This window comes from Klebsiella sp., assembly GCF_027492335.1.
GTDB classification, from domain to species: Bacteria; Pseudomonadota; Gammaproteobacteria; order Enterobacterales; family Enterobacteriaceae; genus Klebsiella; species Klebsiella huaxiensis.
This window is the reverse complement of sequence record NZ_JAPUEW010000042.1, coordinates 109,061-127,441: the sequence shown is the minus strand read 5'-3', so window position 1 is coordinate 127,441 and position 18,381 is coordinate 109,061. Positions and strand designations below refer to the sequence as shown.

Genomic DNA, 18,381 nt, shown 5'->3' with positions numbered 1-18,381 from the left:
GTTGAAGCCGCTATCGCCCGAGCTAAAGCTCGCAAAGCAGAACAGCAAGCAGTTCCGGCTGAGCCTGTCGTCGCAGAGCAGCCAACAGCCGCAGCGGTTGACCCACGCAAAGCCGCGGTTGAAGCCGCTATCGCCCGTGCTAAGGCCCGCAAAGCCGAACAACAACAAGCAGTTCCCCCGTCGGCAGCCAATGACGATGCCCGTAAAGCGGCCGTCGCTGAAGCAATCGCCCGCGTTCAGGCCCGGAAAGCATCCCGGCAGGCAGTTAACGAGGATTAAATGGTTTTCAGAATCGCAAGTTCCCCTTATACCCACAACCAACGCCAGACCTCGCGGATTATGCTGCTGGTGTTGCTCGCCGCCGTTCCCGGCATTGTGGTTCAGACCTGGTTTTTCGGCTGGGGCACCGTGCTGCAAATTATTCTCGCATCCTTAACGGCGTGGGGAGCGGAAGCCGCCATCCTTAAGCTGCGTAAACAAAATATTCCCGCGATCCTCGCTGATAACTCGGCGTTGCTGACCGGTCTGCTGCTGGCCGTCAGCATTCCGCCATTTGCCCCGTGGTGGATGGTCGTCCTCGGTACCGCTTTCGCGGTGATTATCGCCAAACAACTATACGGCGGTTTGGGCCATAACCCTTTTAACCCGGCGATGATTGGCTACGTGGTGCTGCTGATCTCCTTCCCGGTGCAGATGACCTCCTGGCTTCCACCGCATGAGATTGCGGCTAACGTCCCTGGATTTAGCGATGCGCTGCGGGTGATTTTTACCGGTCAAACCGCGACTGGCGGCGATATGAACAGCCTGCGCATAGGGATCGACGGTATTAGTCAGGCGACGCCGCTAGACACGTTCAAAACGTCACTGCATGCCGGCCATGGGGTGAACGAGATCCTGCAATACCCTATCTACGGTGGCGCGCTGGCTGGTCTCGGCTGGCAGTGGGTTAACATGGCTTATCTGGCGGGCGGTCTGTTCTTGTTGTGGCAAAAAACCATTCGCTGGCATATCCCGGTCAGTTTCCTGCTAAGCCTGGCCGTTTGCGCCACTTTGGGATGGATATTCTCACCAGAGAGCCTCGCCTCGCCGCAGATCCATCTGCTGTCCGGCGCGACGATGCTCGGCGCATTCTTTATTCTGACCGACCCGGTGACCGCCTCCACCACCAACCGCGGACGCCTGATCTTCGGCGCGCTGGCGGGCCTGCTGGTCTGGCTGATTCGCAGCTTCGGCGGCTATCCGGATGGCGTCGCCTTTGCCGTCCTGCTGGCAAATATTACCGTTCCACTGATCGACTATTACACGCGTCCGCGCGCGTATGGCCACCGCTGAGGACCCGAACATGTTACAAAGCATGCGCAAACACGGCATTACGCTGGCACTCTTTGCTGCGGGCTCCACCGGACTGACGGCGGCAATCAATGAGCTAACCAAAAGTACCATTGAGGACCAGGCTTCCTTGCAGCAAAAAGCCCTATTCGACCAGGTTATGCCAGCCAATCGTTATAACAATGATTTGCTGAAAAACTGTTATCTGGTTACCGCGCCAGAGTTGGGCAAAGGTCAGCATAAAGTGTGGATTGCTGAAAACAACGAGCAGCCGATTGCCGCAGTGATGGAAGCTACCGCGCCGGACGGCTATTCCGGGGCCATTCAGCTACTGGTCGCCGCCGATTTTAAAGGTACCGTGTTGGGTACCCGCGTCACAGAGCACCACGAGACGCCAGGCCTGGGCGATAAAATTGAGCTCAGAATTTCTGACTGGATCACCTTCTTTGCCGGTAAAGTTATTCACGGGCAAAGCGATAGTCACTGGGCCGTGAAAAAAGACGGCGGTGATTTCGATCAGTTTACCGGGGCCACGATTACCCCACGAGCGGTGGTTAACGCCGTTAAGCGTGCGGGTTTATATGCACAAACGCTGCCTGCGCAGATTCCCACATTCACCGCCTGTGGAGACTAGACCATGAGCGAAGTAAAAGACGTTATTGTTCAGGGGTTGTGGAAAAACAACTCCGCACTGGTTCAACTGCTGGGGATGTGTCCCCTGCTGGCCGTGACCTCTACCGCCACCAACGCCCTGGGGCTTGGGCTGGCGACGACCCTGGTACTCACGCTGACCAACCTGACGATTTCCAGCCTGCGCCGCTGGACGCCTGCGGAGATCCGTATTCCGATTTACGTGATGATCATTGCCTCGGTAGTGAGCGTCGTGCAGATGCTGATCAACGCCTACGCCTTTGGTCTGTATCAGTCACTAGGGATCTTTATCCCGCTTATCGTGACCAACTGTATCGTCGTTGGACGTGCCGAAGCCTTTGCCGCCCGAAAAGGCCCGGCGCTATCGGCGTTGGATGGGTTTTCCATCGGCATGGGGGCAACATGCGCCATGTTTGTCCTCGGCTCGATGCGCGAAATTATCGGTAACGGTACCTTATTTGACGGTGCAGATAGCCTGCTGGGTAGCTGGGCTAAAGTACTGCGCATCGAAGTATTTCATACTGATACACCGTTTCTGCTGGCAATGCTGCCGCCGGGCGCATTTATTGGCCTTGGGATGATGCTGGCGCTAAAATACCTCATCGATGAACGTAGCAAACAGCGCAAAGCAAAAGCGGCAGAAGCCGAAATTATTGCGCCGTCTGATGTGACGGGAAAAGCATAGGATGAATAAAAGTAAACGCCTGGAGATCCTCACCAGGCTCAGGGATAACGACCCGCACCCTACCACGGAGCTGAACTTCAATTCTCCGTTCGAATTATTAATCGCCGTGTTGCTCTCAGCACAGGCCACCGACGTCAGCGTCAACAAAGCGACGGCAAAGCTTTACCCGGTAGCCAACACGCCAGCCGCTATGCTGGAGCTGGGCGTTGACGGCGTTAAGTCGTATATCAAAACAATCGGTTTGTTTAACAGCAAAGCGGAAAACGTCATTAAAACCTGTCGTCTGCTGCTTGAACTGCATAATGGCGAAGTACCGGAAGACCGAGCCGCGCTGGAAGCCCTGCCCGGCGTTGGGCGCAAAACTGCCAACGTAGTGCTTAACACCGCCTTCGGCTGGCCGACAATCGCCGTTGATACGCATATCTTCCGCGTTTGCAATCGGACACAATTTGCCCCCGGTAAAAACGTTGAACAAGTCGAAGAAAAGTTGTTGAAGGTGGTTCCTGCCGAATTCAAAGTAGACTGTCACCACTGGTTTATTCTGCACGGTCGCTATACCTGCATCGCTCGCAAACCGCGCTGCGGTTCTTGCCTGATTGAAGATCTTTGCGAGTTCAAAGAGAAGGTCTATCCTTAACAAAACCCAGGGTCATAACCCAACCTGTGGTTATGACCCTGTTTAATCACTCATCCCCTCGCCATTAACGCCATAGTTTCGCCTATGTACTGGCTGATTATTCGGCGATATAACCACCAGACAGGTTATTCATTTTTTTCAGAGTCAAAATTTCTATATATTTGTGATCCAGATCACCCATCAACACTTTTGTTAATTTACTGTTAATGTATTAATACGTAAATCTGCTGATTCAAATACCCTTACCTTAAATGCCAACACAATACCCCATCATTTTTTAGGATTATGGGTTATATGACTGGATGCAAGCGCAAACAGCAGAACATATTGCCATTATGCGATAAATTTCGGATCTCAACAGATAAAAACTCTTCCATTCGCCAAACGATGAAATTTAACTCTGCATAACATTTGAATAGGCGGTGTATTATAACGCACAGGATATATGTAACAGATTATTGCAAAGCTATTGCCTGAAGGGGCAGGATAGTGAACATTACTTGCCGTTTTCCCTCCAGAATAACTATAAAGGCGGCGGTCTTCTAAGATTGCGCCCCGAACACCCCCCGTTAATATGGGATGTAAAAAAAGAGGTATTTGTGTCTACTGCAAACAATAAACCAACAGAAAGCGTCAGTTTGAACGCTTTCAAACAACCACGCGCGTTCTATCTCATCTTCTCCATTGAGTTATGGGAGCGTTTTGGTTTCTACGGCCTGCAAGGGATCATGGCCGTTTACCTGGTAAAACAGCTGGGTATGTCAGAAGCGGACTCTATCACTCTGTTCTCCTCCTTTAGCGCCCTGGTATACGGTCTGGTGGCTATCGGCGGCTGGTTGGGCGACAAAGTACTGGGCACTAAACGCGTCATTATGCTCGGTGCCATCGTTCTGGCTATCGGTTACGCTCTCGTCGCCTGGTCCGGGCACGATGCTTCTATCGTTTATATAGGTATGGCGACTATCGCCGTCGGTAACGGCCTGTTTAAAGCCAACCCGTCTTCCCTGCTCTCTACCTGCTATGACAAGAACGACCCGCGTCTGGACGGTGCATTTACCATGTACTATATGTCCGTCAATATCGGTTCCTTCTTCTCTATGCTGGCCACGCCATGGCTGGCGGCAAAATTTGGCTGGAGCGTCGCGTTCGCGCTGAGCTTCGTAGGCCTGGTGATCACTATTATCAACTTTGCCTTCTGTCAGCGTTGGGTGAAACAGTACGGCTCTAAACCTGACTTTGAACCCGTTAACGTGGGTAAACTGCTGGCGACTATCGTCGGTGTGGTGATTCTGGTAGCGATCGCCACCTGGCTGCTGCACAACCAGGGTATCGCTCGTATGGCGCTGGGTGTGGTGGCACTGGTTATCGTCTTTATCTTCGCTAAAGAAGCCTTATCGATGCAGGGCGCCGCACGGCGTAAAATGGTCGTGGCATTCATTCTGATGCTGCAGGCGATTATCTTCTTCGTCCTGTATAGCCAGATGCCAACTTCTCTGAACTTCTTTGCGATTCGTAACGTTGAACACTCGCTGCTGGGCATCGCGTTCGAACCTGAACAGTATCAGGCGCTGAACCCATTCTGGATCATTATCGGTAGCCCGATTCTGGCCGCTATTTATAACAAAATGGGCGATACCTTACCGATGCCGATGAAGTTCGCTATTGGTATGGTTCTGTGCTCTGGCGCGTTCCTCGTGCTGCCGCTGGGCGCTAAGTTCGCCAGCGATGCTGGTATCGTTAACGTCAGCTGGCTGGTTATCAGCTACGGCCTGCAGAGTATTGGTGAACTGATGATCTCAGGCCTGGGCCTGGCCATGGTTGCACAGCTGGTTCCACAGCGTCTGATGGGCTTCATCATGGGCAGTTGGTTCCTGACAACCGCTGGCGCTAACCTCATCGGCGGCTATGTCGCGAATATGATGGCAGTACCAGAAGACGTGACTGACCCGCTGATGTCTCTGGAAGTGTACGGTCGCGTGTTCCTGCATATCGGTGTAGCAACCGGCGTGATCGCCATCCTGATGCTGCTGACAGCACCGAAGCTGAACCGCATGACCCTGGATGACGACAAAACAGCGAAAGCCAGCGATACCGCTACTGCGTAAGCTATCCGGGAAAACCCCAAAATTTAAACCGCTAACGCTCTGTTAGCGGTTTTTTTTTGCCCCTGAGCGGACTAACATACAGAAAACCGTAGCCACGAGGAGTTATCGATGAAACTGTTCTACAAATCCGGCGCTTGTTCTCTTGCTTCGCATATCGCGCTGCGCGAAAGCGGGCTGGATTTCACCTTGCAGGGCGTTGACGTCATGAAAAAACGCCTCGAAAACGGGGATGATTATCTGCAGATCAACCCCAAGGGGCAGGTTCCAGCGCTGCTGCTGGATGATGATGTGCTGCTGACTGAAGGCGTGGCTATCATGCAATATATCGCCGATCGCGTGCCTGACCGCCAGCTACTGGCCCCGGTGGGTTCCATTGCCCGTTATCAGACGCTGGAATGGTTAAACTACGTGGCGACAGAGCTGCATAAAGGCTTCACCCCGCTATTCCGCCCGGATACGCCGGAGGATTTCAAACCCATCGCTCGTGCGCAGCTTGATAAAAAAATGCAGTATGTTGATGAGTGCCTGCAGGATAAAGAGTGGCTTAACGGGCACCGTTTCAGCATCGCCGACGGCTATCTGTTCACCGTGCTTCGCTGGGCGTATGCCGTGAAGCTGGATATGGAAGGTTATAGCAACATTTCGGCCTGGATGAAGCATGTTGCCGCGCGCCCTGCCGTCGCCGCAGCGCTGGAAGCCGAAGGCCTGAAGTAAGGCAAATACTTGCCCGACGCTCGTCGGGCAAGCTCTTCACGCTTAAAGCTGCGTGGCGCTAAAGTAATGCTCCGGCTGAGCGATACGATCCTGCGCCGCCACCACCTGAAGCTCATATTCCTGCATATTTTTTGTCGCCAGCATGATTTCATAGACTGCCGCGGTAACATGCTCCAGCGCATCGCGCAGATTAGCCCCTTGCAGCAGTTTAACCAGCAGCAAACCGCTGGTGACATCGCCTACGCCCACCGGCTGGCGCATGCCAAAATCCACCAACGGACGGCTGATGTGCCAGGCTTCATCTGCAGTGACCAGCAGCATTTCAAAACGGTCCATGCTCAAACCAGCACGCGAGAGATGCTTGACCAGCACCACTTCCGGCCCCTGAACAATCAGCTCGCGCGCCGCAGCAACCGCTTCGCTGACGTTGGCCACTGGATGCCCGCAAAGGATCTCCAGTTCAACCAGGTTTGGCGCGATAATATCGCTCGCCGGTAGTGCATAACGCACGTGAAACTCCGCTACGCCAGGTGCTACGATACACCCCTTTTCAGGATGTCCCATGACCGGGTCGCAAAAATACTTTGCGGCCGGATTGGCGGCTTTAACCTGGCGCACAATACCGAGAATGTGCTCGCCCTGTTCGGCAGACCCCAGATAACCGCTCAGCACAGCATCACAGCGCTGTAGTTGGTTAATATCAGCGATACCCTGAACAATTTCCGTTAGGTGCGCTGGCGGCATCACGCATCCGGTCCATTTTCCGTACTGAGTATGGTTGGAGAATTGGACGGTATTAAGCGGCCAGACGTTAACGCCAAGACGACGCATCGGAAATTCAGCGGCGCTATTGCCGGCATGGCCAAACACAACGTGAGACTGGATGGCGAGGATATTCTTCATCTTGATTACCTGACAGCAAAAAATAAGGGGCGTGGTTTCCCACGCCCCTGCCTTTACGCAATTACTTCCAGCAGACCAGACAGTAATTTTTCTTACCGCGGCGCAGTAATGTGTAGCGACCAAACAAAATATCACTGTCCTGGAAGAAATATTCCGGGTCAGACTGTTTTTCACCGTTGATGGTCACTGCATTAGAGGCGATGGTTTTACGTGCCTGACCACGAGACGGCTGCAGGTCAGAATCCACCAGCGCCTGCATCAGGTCGGCACCTTTTTCCATTTCGATCATCGGCACGCCATCCTGCGCCAGCTGTTCGAAATCAGCTTCGCTCAGGTCACTCAAATTACCGTTGAACAGGCTTTCGGTGATGCGTTTTGCCGCCACCAGACCTTCTTCACCGTGAACCAAACGCGTGACAAGCTCTGCCAGCACATACTGGGCACGAGGCGCTTTACCGCTATTTTTGTCTTCTTCTTCAAGGGCATTGATCTCGGCAATGTCCATAAAGGTAAAGAACTTCAGGAAGCGATAAACGTCTGCATCCGCAGTGTTGATCCAGAACTGGTAGAACTTGTACGGACTGGTTTTCTTCGGATCCAGCCATACTGCGCCGCCTTCGGTTTTACCGAATTTAGTGCCGTCAGCTTTGGTGATCAGCGGAACGGTCAGACCGAATACCTGGTTCTGGTGCAGACGGCGGGTCAGGTCGATACCAGAGGTAATGTTACCCCACTGGTCGGAACCGCCGATCTGCAGCGCCACACCGTGCAGTTCGTTCAGGCAGGCAAAATCATAACCCTGCAGCAGGTTGTAAGAGAACTCGGTAAAAGAGATACCCTGATCGTCACGGTTCAAACGCTGCTTGACCGCTTCTTTGTTGATCATCTGATTAACAGAGAAGTGCTTGCCGATATCACGCAGGAAAGTCAGCACGTTCATGCCGCCAAACCAGTCGTAGTTATTCGCGGCAATGGCGGAGTTATCGCCACAATCAAAATCGAGGAAAGGCGCGACCTGTTTGCGGATTTTATCGACCCACTCCTGCACGGTGTCTGCGGTGTTCAGTTTACGCTCGGCGGCTTTAAAGCTCGGGTCGCCAATCAGGCCCGTTGCGCCACCAACCAGCGCAACAGGCTTGTGGCCTGCCTGCTGAAAGCGTTTCAGGCATAACAATGGAACAAGATGCCCCAAGTGCAAGCTGTCGGCGGTAGGGTCGAAGCCGCAATAGAGCGCGATCGGGCCTTGCGCCAGTCGCTCTGCTAACGCTTCCTCGTCCGTCACCTGGGCTACCAGCCCCCGCTCTTGCAATTGTTTAATCAAGTTACTGCTTGCCATCAAATTCTCCATCTATAAACGACTGCACCTCTGCCGGTACACGACTTTTCGCCAGACGCGAAAAAAACATCTATGCAAAATTGTTCTAGCTGCATTGCGGCGGCAGCCATATGAAGCCCCGAAGGCTACTGAGATCAGTGGCTGAGGTGGGCTGGCGCAGCTAAATAAGGATGCAGCTTGAAAAATGAAGCGTATAGAATAAAGCGCCATGCCACGTAGCACCAGCGCTTAACACAACATTTTGCGTCCTTTATGGTGCCAGTCGGTCGATTTGCCAGCTACTGTTTTGTCGTTGGTAGAGAAAACGGTCGTGCAGGCGATGTTCTCCGCCCTGCCAGAACTCCATCTGCTCAATGCTGACGCGGAATCCGCCCCAGAAGCTCGGCAACGGCACTTCGCCCTGCTGGAACTTTTGCTTCAGTTCAAGGAATTTGCTCTCGAGGATACCGCGAGCTGAAATGCGGCTAGATTGCTGTGACACCCAGGCACCAATCTGGCTATCGCGTGGCCGGCTGTGGAAATACTTCACCACTTCCAGCGTCGAGAGACGCTCCGCTTTGCCAATAACCATCACCTGGCGCTCCAGCATGTGCCATGGAAAAAGCAGGCTGATACGGGGATTTTTTTCAATCTGGTGCGCTTTGCGGCTGCCAAGGTTGGTGTAGAACACCAGACCGCGTTCATCGTAATGCTTTAGCAAAACGATGCGCTGGTAAGGCTGCGAGTTTTCATCAACAGTCGCGACAACCATTGCCGTAGGATCGGCAAGTTTCGCGTCACAAGCCTGACGCAACCAACGTTCAAATAGCGCCAAAGGTTCGGCGGGAAGGTCGTGGCGACGCAGGCCACCACGGGTATACTCACGGCGCAGATGCGCGATTTGCTGCAATTCGTCGTTATCAGACATGGCAATTGAGAAAGTAGTCAAAGGGTGGCGTCATTGTGCGCCCCCAGGACTGAAATCTCAACGTTTGGCGGCCTGTAGCTGGCAGTTTTCCAGCACAACGCTGTCGCGTTTATAGACGGTTGCGCTATCGCCTTTAGACCAGAAAACGTAAACGCCATCGGTATAGCGAGCGCCGGATGCAGATAACCCCTGCGGCAAATTCAGCTGCTGGTTATCGTAAATAAAGCTGACCTGCTGGCGGGTGTTATTCAGATGGACGGTCAACGGCTTCTGGTCACACTGATACTCCAGCGTGTCCGTATTCATCCGCTCGACAAACTGGTTGTAGTAGCTACAGCCCGCGAGCATAAAAGGTACAGCAAGGATAAGAATTTTTTTCATCAGTTCGCCTTCGACTTTCCCGGTCCAGGAGAGCATTACGCCCTCCTTCAACGATATCCAGTTTACAAATAAATACCGGCGGATGATTTCAGTTAACTCCGATTCTGCGGTGGATTTGCCGGAAAAATAGCGCCCAGCACAGAGGCTTGCGAAGCACCAGTGACAGAAGGCAGGTTTCCCGGTAATCCGGCGAGGGTGCGCCATGCCAGCCACGCGAAAGCTAATGCCTCCATATCATCACCGCTGATCCCCGCCTCATCGGTGGTCGACACTTCAGTTCCCGGCAGCAGCGCCGCCAGACGCGCCATCAACAGCGGGTTACGCGCACCGCCACCGCATACCAACAGACGCTCACAACCGCCGCTGAGCAGCACCTGCTCACTGATGCTCACGGCAGTCAGTTCCGTCAGCGTAGTCTGCACATCCTGAGCACGCAGTCCCGGATACCGCGCTAAATGCTGCGCCAGCCAGCCGTAGTTAAAGTATTCACGTCCGGTACTCTTCGGCGCGGGCAGCGCAAACCACGGATCGCTTAACATGTCCTGCAGCAGCGGCAGCAAAGTTCTACCCTCACTGGCCCATTGCGCGTCTTTATCATAGGGCTTGCCGCACTGACGCCAAATCCAGGCATCCATGAGCATATTGCCAGGGCCGGTATCGTAGCCGCGTACCGGCTGCCCAGGCACCAGCAAAGAGAGGTTGGCAATGCCGCCAATGTTGAGAATCATACGCCGCTCTACCGGGTGTGCCAGCAGCGCATGGTGGAATGCCGGAACCAAAGGTGCGCCCTGCCCGCCAAGCGCCATATCGCGGCGGCGAAAATCCCCTACCACCGTCACCCCGGTGTGTGCGGCAATCTGGTTGTTGTCGCCAATTTGCATGGTATGCGGCGCATCACCTGTAGGCTCATGCCACACCGTCTGACCGTGACAGCCAATGGCGATGATTTCCGATGCCTGCAAATTCTCCTGACGCATCAGCGCCAGAACCGCATCGGCAAACAGCCGCCCGAGGCGCGTATCAAGCCGACCCAGTTGCGACAGCGTCAACTGCTGTCCCTGACAGATAGCCAGAATATCTTCTTTAATAGCAATGGGGATGGGATACGTCAGGCTGGCCTGCTGAGCGACCAGGTTTTCATTAATTGCTGCGAGAACAACATCAACACCATCAAGACTGGTCCCGGACATTACGCCGATAAAGCGACCTGATTTCATACGCTTTCCTTCATTCCATGACTCTCGTATATCCACACTCCACCATAAACGGGTGGTCAATGCTATGCTGCTATAATATTTTTTAACAATACAAGCAGTGCGATTGTTCTTAGCGTAAAGAACTTATGTTTAGTTTAGGTTGAGACGACTCTGATTATTATTTTTTGTATAGTCCACGCATCTGCTATGCCAGCAGACGCTTAAATGCCATATAATTGGCTACAAGGAAGTTCAATAGAACGCTTCTTGGTGAACAGGAGATTCATAAATGATTTTACGTGTTTTGGCTGTCTCGATGATTGGTTTTACACTCGCAGGTTGTGTCAGCAGCAGCGGCCTGTCTGGTGACGTTTACTCCGCATCTGAAGCCAAACAGGTCCAAAGCGTGACCTACGGCACCATTGTGCATACCCGTGCAGTCCAGATTCAGGGCGGTGACGAGAACAATGCGATTGGTGCTATTGGTGGTGCAGTTCTCGGCGGCTTCCTTGGTAACACCATCGGTGGCGGTACCGGTCGTTCACTGGCAACGGCAGCAGGCGCAGTCGCCGGTGGCGTAGCGGGTCAGGGTGTACAGGGTGCGATGAACAAAACCCAGGGCGTTGAGCTGGAAATCCGCAAAGATGATGGCAATACCATCATGGTAGTGCAGAAACAAGGCAGCACGCCATTCTCCGTCGGCCAGCGCGTAGCGATTGCCGGCAGCGGTAGCCAGGTTACCGTTTCCCCACGCTAAAACATGCTTATGCGGTCCTCACGGGCCGCATATTTATACAAATAAAGTATTATTTACCTAAATATATAAATAAAGAGAATATATTTAAATTTTTATTCCTGTTCCCCTTCGACTGTTTGCGCCTGCTCAATAATTCAAACATCATTATCAAGTACGCTCAGCCTGTATTTACTACACAATTTACGACAATTGCGTCGTTTTACTTTCGCCCTTTTACTTAGGGATGCTGACTATGCTTGTTGACTTGAAAAAATTATCTCACCGGATATGTCTTTACGTCGCTGTTTGCGGCCTTTCTATTATTACGATTAATTTCCTTGCCGGTTCATTAATTCATCATATATCTACAACATCGTCGATGCTTTTCCCGGTATTGACTATTTCATTGATGAGTTTTCATATTACCGTCGCCTGTTTTATGGCGATGAAATATCTCTGTGACAAAAAAAGGCTGTACCTGGCGCCGATCGCTTTCGCTTTTGCCTGTTCGGCCTTGCTGATGCTGGGTACGATCAGTAGCTATCCTGACTGGCTGATGTGCGGTCAGGGTCGCGTCGTCAATCAAAATGATGCGCTGATTTTTTATTTTTTTCGCAACATCATGATGGCAGTGCTATTTATGACGTCGATTATTTTATATCGTATCCGTCACAGAACGATTAATTCATGGAAAACGCACGCTGCAGTACTCAGCAGCTGTGTCATATTTATCAGTATTATATTAGCATTATCATGGATTCACTCTAGCCACTCGCCGTGGTTAAACATAGAGTTCATTGATAACTTGACCTTCACCTTTACGCCGCTTTGGCATAGCCGAATTGGCTGGGTATTAATTATTATATGGTCATTAACGCTGACTTTACTTGTTGGGCAGACTCGACTTCGTAATATATTCTGGTACAGCGGCGCTTTTTTTTGCACTACCTATATATTTACACTGTTCGTTCTGCTCTCCACAGTTCACGATATCAATCACACTTGGAATCAGGCTCGCTTCTTTGAAACGCTAAGCACCCTGTTTCTGATTTTAGTGCTGCTCGGCGATGTTTTTATGCTCTATCGCGAATCAAATAACAAGTATATCCGCTCCTACCAAAACTCTATTCGCGACCCTCTGACCCGGCTGTATAACCGCAGCTATTTTTACGACACTCTTAATGGGTTACTACCGAAGGTCTCTGCTTCGCAGCCGCTATCGGTCATTGTTAGCGATCTCGACCATTTCAAGCGCATCAACGATAACTACGGGCACTTACAGGGGGATAAGGTGATTCAGTTTGCAGCCAGCGTTCTGCAAAACAGCGTACGGCAGCACGACGCAGCCGCACGTATCGGCGGCGAGGAGTTTGCTTTACTCCTGGTGAATACAGGTGTCAAAGAGGCGCTGGCCATTGCTGAACGCATCCGCCTGACCATCAGTGAAGAACGAGCTGAGCTACCGGAAAGAATGACCATCAGTATGGGGGTTTTCACCACGCAGAACACTGACATTTCAGCAGAGGAGTGCGTTCGACGCGCAGATGAAGCGATGTATGAAGCCAAAAATAACGGCCGCAATCGCGTTATCGTTTGGCATGAATAATATAAATAAAAAGGAGGCCTTGAAACTACTCAAGGCCTCACAAGGTCAATCTTTTGCCTGGAGATCGAGGATATTGTGTTCAAGTTTACGAATCAAATTGAGCAACGTTTCCACTTCTTGTGCGGAAACACCTGCCAGAATTTCATCACGCGTTTTGCCGATCACCTCTTCCATTTCGTTGATCAGCGGCTCGGCTTTTTCCGTAAGCTTGATACGTTTTGCCCGCCGATCGTTTGCGCAAGTCTGGCGAGAAATAAGGCCTTTCTCCTCCAGTTGGTCAAGCGTGCGGACCAGCGATGGCTGTTCGATACCAATGGCTTTCGCCAGCTGAATCTGCGACTGTTCAGGCGGCAGCTGATGAATGTTATGCAGAGTGACCCAGTGTGTCTGCGTTAACTCCAGAGGTTTCAGGCGATGGTCGATTAGCGCGCGCCAAACGCGTACCAAACGTGCCAGATCAGAACCAAGTGGCGATTCCAATTTCATCTCCTTATAATTAGCTTGCTAAGTTATTATACTGATTTTAGAATAGTGTGCAGCATTTAAATTATCAAAACAAATGAATTACCTGATTCACTAAAATCAAGACAATGATTTACAATGTGAATAATCGCATAACCTGAACATTTCTCCTGCAACGGCAAGGATTTTTGCTTGTGAAACTGAGTCTCAACACTGCCGGATTGTCGCTCCAGGACCTGGTATTTGGCGCTTCTGTCTACTTTCCCCCTATCTTTAAAGCTGTCCTGTTGGGCTTCTTTATCTGGTTGATGATTCACCGTCAGCTTCGCGACTGGATGTACGCAGGTGAGATTTGGCATCCCCTGCTAATGGACCTGTCCCTGTTTGCGCTCTCTGTCTGTCTGGCGCTGGTTTTACTGACTGCCTGGTAATATTCATTCCATGAAGAAATTAAAATACCTATCCACTTTACTGGTCGTCGCGCTGGCCATCATTGCCGCCTGGCTAGTCTGGAATTACTACACCCAATCCCCCTGGACCCGCGACGGAAAGGTTCGCGCCGAACAGGTGGGAGTCACCCCACAGGTTTCCGGTAGCATCCTGCAGTTAAACGTTCGCGACAACCAATTGGTTAAAGCCGGGGATGTCCTGTTCAGAATTGACGATACCCCCTATAAAATTGCCGTTCTCAACGCCCAGGCACAGTTAGCCAAAGCAAAAGCTGAAGTGGCGAAAGCCAAAGCTGAACAGAAGAAAGCGGCGAGCGATGCCAACCGTCGGCGTAATTTGTCGCAGAATTTTATCTCGGCGGAAGATCTGGAAAATGCCAATACCGCCCTTAATACCGCAAATACTAACCTTGAGGCCGCAAAAGCGGTGATTGACGTCGCGCAGGCCAGCCTTGATCACGCTCAGTGGCAACTTGCACAAACTGAAATTAAAGCCCCGGTAGATGGCTGGGTGACCAACCTATCGACTCGCGTTGGCGACTACGCTTCCGTGGGTCATCCGGTTTTTGCTCTCGTTGATAGTCACTCTTTTTACGTGGTCGGCTATTTTGAAGAAACCAAGCTGCGCAATATCCGTCCGGGCGATAGTGCACAAATCATTCTTTACAGCAGCAAACAAAAGTTACAGGGTCACGTAGGTAGTATCGGTCGTGCGATTGTCGATCAAAGCGTTGCAAGCGGAGGCGGTCTGGTTGCGGACATTAAGCCAAATATTCCGTGGGTCCGCCTGGCCCAGCGCGTCCCGGTGCGCATTGAGTTTGACAGCTTACCATCGGATACCACGCTGGTTTCCGGTACCACCTGTACCGTCGCCATTGGCCCACAGTAATGAAGGTGCAGGCCCTGACGTGGCGCTCGCTCCCGTGGATTAAGGCCAGCCGTCCGCAGTGGCGCTATGCTCTGCGTAACGGAATCGCGATGTGCCTGGCGCTCAGCATCGCCTATTGGCTGAATCTCGATGAGCCCTACTGGGCGATGACTTCTGCCGCCGTCGTGAGCTTTCCAACCGTCGGCGGCGTGATCAGTAAAAGCTTCGGGCGCATTGCGGGCAGCTTGCTCGGCGCCTGCGCGGCGTTGCTGCTGGCCGGACATACCCTAAACGATCCCTGGCTGTTTCTGTTTAGCATTTCGGCGTGGATAGCACTCTGTACCTGGGCCTGCGCAATGTATACCAACAACGTTGCCTACGCCTTCCAGCTCGCCGGTTATACCTGCGCCATCATCGCCTTTCCGGTTATCAATATCACTGATGCTAACGAACTGTGGACCATCGCCCAGTCGCGGGTCTGCGAAGTGATCGTGGGTATTCTTTGCGGCGGTCTGATGATGATGATTTTACCGAGCACCTCAGATGGTACGACGCTACTGACCGCCCTGAAGAACATGCATGCCCGGCTGTTAGAGCACGCCAGCATGTTGTGGGTTCCGGAAACCACTGATGCGATCCGCACCGCGCATGAAAGTGTGATTGGGCAAATTCTGACCATGAATCTGCTGCGCATTCAGGCGTTCTGGAGTCACTATCGCTTTCGTCGGCAGAATCCACTGCTCAACTACCTACTACATCAGCAGTTGCGAATGACTAGCGTGATTTCAAGCCTGCGGCGAATGCTACTCAACTGGCCTGCGGCACCCGCCAACACCCGTGAGGTTCTGGAAGCGTTGCTGAACGAGTTGACCCATTCAGGGACCGACAGCTATAGCATCGCGAAGCTCATTGCCCCCCTGGCCCCTCCCGCCGAAGCGGACTATCGACATATCGCCTTCTGGAAGCGTCTGCGCTATTTCTGCCGTCTCTATCTGGAGAGCAGCAGATGGATTAAGCGCATCGAAAACGCCACCGTGGTGACCGAATTTAACGTTCCTTCAGCACCTGCACTGACTCGCCATACCGATCAAGCTGAAGCGCTTTGGAACGGTGTACGTACGTTTTTCGCGCTGGTGATGGTGGGTGCCTGGGGAATTAGCACCCAATGGCAGGCCTGCGCCGCCGCTCTGACCCTGGCAGCCATCTGCTGCGTGCTCTACTCGGTGTCACCTTCGCCGTTTAAGTCATTAACGCTTTTAATGCGCACGCTGGTCCTGCTCTCGCTGTTCAGCTTCGTGGTTAAATTCGGTCTGATGGTGCAGATAACCGATTTATGGCAATTTTTGCTGTTTCTGTTCCCGCTACTGACGACCATGCAACTGCTTAAATTGCAGATGCCCAAATTCGCCGGACTCTGGGGACAACTGATTGTCTTTATGGGTTCATTTATCGCGGTAACCAATCCTCCGGTCTATGATTACGCTTCATTTCTCAACGATAATTTAGGCAAAATCATCGGAGTAGGTCTTGCCTGGCTGGCCTTCGCAATTATCAGTCCGGGTTCTGACGCGCGTAAAAGTCGCCGGCACATTCGGGCGTTACGGCGTCACTTTGTCGACCAATTAAGCCGCCGCCCGCAACATAGCGAACACGAATTTGAATCGCTGGTTTATCATCACATCAGCCAACTCAGTAACAGTCAGGATGCGCTGGCACGCCGCTGGCTGCTGCGTTGGGGCGTAGTGCTGCTCAACTGCTCCCACGTGGTCTGGCAGCTTCGCGAATGGGAAACACGGTCCGACCCGCTCTCGCAGGTACGCGATTTGTGTATTAGCCTGCTGCGCGACGTAATGAGCGAACGCGGCGTGCAGCAGCGACCGCTCGCCTCAACACTTCAGGAATTGCAGCGCATTTGCGACGCGCTCAATCACCACCACCAGCCCGCGGCAAGAGAGCTGGCGGCGGTTATCTGGCGACTGTGGTGCGCGCTATCGCAGCTTGAACAGGCCCCGATTGCCGGAACGATTACCGAAAGAACGAGCTGATTTGCTTTGACTCATAAACGGTATCTCTGCGAATCAATTCAGAGATACCAGGCTTTTGAATGGTTACGGAACGTCGTAGCCTAACGCCGCTTTGCGGATGCGGAACCACTGCTGGCGAGTCATATTGAGCTTCTCAGCCACCAACGCAGAGCGCACGCGCTCAATCTTTCCAGAGCCGATAATCGGCAGCGGCTGCGAAGGTAAGCGCAGGATCCAGGCATATACCACCTGCTCAATGCTTTCGGCATTTAGTTCCTGAGCCACACGGGCCAGTTCATCACGCAGTGGTTGGAAACTTTCTTCGTTAAACAAGCGACCGCCGCCGAGGCAGGACCAGGCCATGGGCCGGATGCGCAGTTGCTGCAGCTGATCTAACGTACCATCAAGCAATAGCGGCTGATGAACCGGAGAAATTTCCACCTGATTCGTCGCCAGGGTAAACGGCAGGCGAGACTGTAGCAGAGTAAACTGAGCTGGCGTGAAGTTAGAGACGCCAAAGTGGCGTACTTTACCGCTGTGATGCAGCGCCAGGAAGGCTTCCGCAACCTCGTCGGCATTCATCAACGGGTCCGGGCGATGAATCAGCAGCAGGTCGAGATGATCGGTAGCCAGATTGCGCAGCGATTGTTCCGCGCTCTGCACAATATGGTCGCGGTCGGTAATATAGTGGCCGATGGTGTTTTCTGCCCGCGCCCGGGTGGCGATCCCGCATTTAGTGACGATTTCCATCCGGCTACGCAGATGCGGGGCCAGCTTCAACGCCTCGCCAAACGCCGCCTCACACCGATAATCACCATAAATATCGGCGTGATCAATGGTCGTGATACCCAGATCCAGGTGTTGCTCAACAAAGCCAACCAGCTCTTTAGCGGACATATTCCAGTCCATCAGACGCCAGTAGCCCATCACAAAACGAGAGAATTCCGGCCCCTGCGGAGCCATAGCAATACGCTGAACCATAACAGCTTCCTCAACAAAAAAGTGTTCTGAGTATACGCAGTTTCGTGCTTAAAACAGTGAGGGTTGCTGCGGTTCTTCCGCACTATCCTGTTTGGTTGCGCGTAATTTGCGCAGCCAGCGTTGCCGGCATAGACGCAATACGTCCTGCTTTTGCACATCGCTCATTTTTTGCCAGTTAAAACGCTCATCACGGCTGCGCAGGCAACCCCGACAGTAGCCGCGTTCATCTGACTGACAAATCCCCCGGCACGGACTTTGTACCGGAAAGAACTCCAGTTGTTCAGCCACTTCGCCTCTCCTGCCATCTTTCTCTTTCTTTATTGAAGACGTTTCACTCATCATTCGCAAATTTTGTTCACCAGCCTCTGCGCCAGGCGGCATTTTTAATAATTGCTTGCATTAGACCAATCG

19 protein-coding genes and 1 pseudogene are annotated in these 18,381 nt (G+C 52.5%); 12 read left to right on the top strand and 8 right to left on the bottom strand.

Going from position 1 to position 18,381, the window contains the following annotated elements:
• From QVF11_RS12570 to gstA, 7 genes and pseudogenes are all read left to right on the top strand, one after another.
• Nucleotides 1-279, top strand: a pseudogene (locus tag QVF11_RS12570) (electron transport complex subunit RsxC); the annotation flags it as partial.
• Complete coding sequence (gene rsxD, locus QVF11_RS12565; RefSeq protein ID WP_112214391.1) at nucleotides 280-1,332, top strand: electron transport complex subunit RsxD; 1,053 nt, start codon at nucleotides 280-282, stop codon at nucleotides 1,330-1,332. It abuts the pseudogene before it with no gap.
• Nucleotides 1,333-1,342: 10 nt separating this feature from the next.
• Nucleotides 1,343-1,963 carry an electron transport complex subunit RsxG gene (rsxG, locus tag QVF11_RS12560; protein ID WP_112214392.1) on the top strand — a complete coding sequence of 207 codons (621 nt, stop codon included), beginning with the start codon at nucleotides 1,343-1,345 and terminating at the stop codon, nucleotides 1,961-1,963.
• A 3-nt stretch (nucleotides 1,964-1,966) separates the two neighbouring features.
• Nucleotides 1,967-2,665: an electron transport complex subunit E gene (locus QVF11_RS12555; protein ID WP_110273991.1), complete on the top strand. Its 699-nt coding sequence runs from the start codon at nucleotides 1,967-1,969 to the stop codon at nucleotides 2,663-2,665.
• A 1-nt stretch (nucleotide 2,666) separates the two neighbouring features.
• Nucleotides 2,667-3,302, top strand: a complete 636-nt coding sequence (nth, locus tag QVF11_RS12550; protein ID WP_112214393.1) for an endonuclease III — start codon at nucleotides 2,667-2,669, stop codon at nucleotides 3,300-3,302.
• Between the two features lie 599 nt (nucleotides 3,303-3,901).
• Nucleotides 3,902-5,407 (top strand): dipeptide/tripeptide permease DtpA, encoded by a 1,506-nt coding sequence (gene dtpA / locus QVF11_RS12545; RefSeq protein ID WP_287857209.1) that lies wholly within the window; start codon nucleotides 3,902-3,904, stop codon nucleotides 5,405-5,407.
• Between the two features lie 108 nt (nucleotides 5,408-5,515).
• Complete coding sequence (gstA, locus tag QVF11_RS12540; RefSeq protein ID WP_112214395.1) at nucleotides 5,516-6,121, top strand: glutathione transferase GstA; 606 nt, start codon at nucleotides 5,516-5,518, stop codon at nucleotides 6,119-6,121.
• Nucleotides 6,122-6,163: 42 nt separating this feature from the next.
• On the opposite strand, the gene pdxY is transcribed toward gstA, so the two are convergent.
• The 5 genes from pdxY to anmK form a co-directional block, all read right to left on the bottom strand.
• The gene (gene pdxY / locus QVF11_RS12535; protein WP_112214396.1) at nucleotides 6,164-7,024 is read right to left on the bottom strand and encodes a pyridoxal kinase PdxY; all 861 of its coding nucleotides are present in this window, start codon (nucleotides 7,022-7,024) and stop codon (nucleotides 6,164-6,166) included.
• A gap of 61 nt (nucleotides 7,025-7,085) precedes the next feature.
• Complete coding sequence (gene tyrS / locus QVF11_RS12530) at nucleotides 7,086-8,360, bottom strand: tyrosine--tRNA ligase (protein WP_112214397.1); 1,275 nt, start codon at nucleotides 8,358-8,360, stop codon at nucleotides 7,086-7,088.
• A 250-nt stretch (nucleotides 8,361-8,610) separates the two neighbouring features.
• A complete protein-coding gene (gene pdxH, locus QVF11_RS12525; protein ID WP_112214398.1) occupies nucleotides 8,611-9,267 on the bottom strand; it encodes a pyridoxamine 5'-phosphate oxidase in 657 nt (218 codons plus the stop codon).
• A gap of 57 nt (nucleotides 9,268-9,324) precedes the next feature.
• Complete coding sequence (mliC, locus tag QVF11_RS12520) at nucleotides 9,325-9,648, bottom strand: C-type lysozyme inhibitor (protein ID WP_112214429.1); 324 nt, start codon at nucleotides 9,646-9,648, stop codon at nucleotides 9,325-9,327.
• Between the two features lie 92 nt (nucleotides 9,649-9,740).
• The gene (gene anmK / locus QVF11_RS12515; protein WP_142513947.1) at nucleotides 9,741-10,865 is read right to left on the bottom strand and encodes an anhydro-N-acetylmuramic acid kinase; all 1,125 of its coding nucleotides are present in this window, start codon (nucleotides 10,863-10,865) and stop codon (nucleotides 9,741-9,743) included.
• A 268-nt stretch (nucleotides 10,866-11,133) separates the two neighbouring features.
• On the opposite strand from anmK, the gene slyB reads away from it, so the two are divergent.
• Entirely contained in the window at nucleotides 11,134-11,601 is a 468-nt protein-coding gene (slyB, locus tag QVF11_RS12510) for an outer membrane lipoprotein SlyB (RefSeq protein ID WP_112214400.1), read from the top strand.
• 232 nt (nucleotides 11,602-11,833) lie between these two features.
• Nucleotides 11,834-13,186 carry a sensor domain-containing diguanylate cyclase gene (locus QVF11_RS12505; RefSeq protein WP_112214401.1) on the top strand — a complete coding sequence of 451 codons (1,353 nt, stop codon included), beginning with the start codon at nucleotides 11,834-11,836 and terminating at the stop codon, nucleotides 13,184-13,186.
• A 45-nt stretch (nucleotides 13,187-13,231) separates the two neighbouring features.
• On the opposite strand, the gene slyA is transcribed toward QVF11_RS12505, so the two are convergent.
• A complete protein-coding gene (gene slyA / locus QVF11_RS12500) occupies nucleotides 13,232-13,672 on the bottom strand; it encodes a transcriptional regulator SlyA (protein WP_110273982.1) in 441 nt (146 codons plus the stop codon).
• A 170-nt stretch (nucleotides 13,673-13,842) separates the two neighbouring features.
• Between slyA and QVF11_RS12495 the strand changes: the two genes are divergently transcribed.
• Genes QVF11_RS12495 through QVF11_RS12485 form a run of 3 tightly spaced genes read left to right on the top strand, consistent with a single transcriptional unit; the run spans nucleotide 13,843 to nucleotide 17,010 of the window.
• Entirely contained in the window at nucleotides 13,843-14,079 is a 237-nt protein-coding gene (locus tag QVF11_RS12495; RefSeq protein ID WP_112214402.1) for a DUF1656 domain-containing protein, read from the top strand.
• Nucleotides 14,080-14,089: 10 nt separating this feature from the next.
• On the top strand, nucleotides 14,090-14,986 hold the full coding sequence (locus QVF11_RS12490; protein ID WP_110273980.1) for an efflux RND transporter periplasmic adaptor subunit: 897 nt from the start codon (nucleotides 14,090-14,092) through the stop codon (nucleotides 14,984-14,986).
• A complete protein-coding gene (locus QVF11_RS12485; RefSeq protein WP_112214404.1) occupies nucleotides 14,986-17,010 on the top strand; it encodes an FUSC family protein in 2,025 nt (674 codons plus the stop codon). Before QVF11_RS12490 ends, QVF11_RS12485 begins: the two co-directional genes overlap by 1 nt.
• Before the next feature lie 63 nt (nucleotides 17,011-17,073).
• Here the strand turns inward: QVF11_RS12485 and QVF11_RS12480 are convergent, their stop codons facing one another.
• Both QVF11_RS12480 and QVF11_RS12475 read right to left on the bottom strand, forming a co-directional pair.
• Nucleotides 17,074-17,970: an aldo/keto reductase gene (locus tag QVF11_RS12480; RefSeq protein ID WP_112214405.1), complete on the bottom strand. Its 897-nt coding sequence runs from the start codon at nucleotides 17,968-17,970 to the stop codon at nucleotides 17,074-17,076.
• Nucleotides 17,971-18,018: 48 nt separating this feature from the next.
• Entirely contained in the window at nucleotides 18,019-18,309 is a 291-nt protein-coding gene (locus tag QVF11_RS12475; RefSeq protein ID WP_182240796.1) for a DUF1289 domain-containing protein, read from the bottom strand.
• Nucleotides 18,310-18,381: the final 72 nt, after the last annotated feature.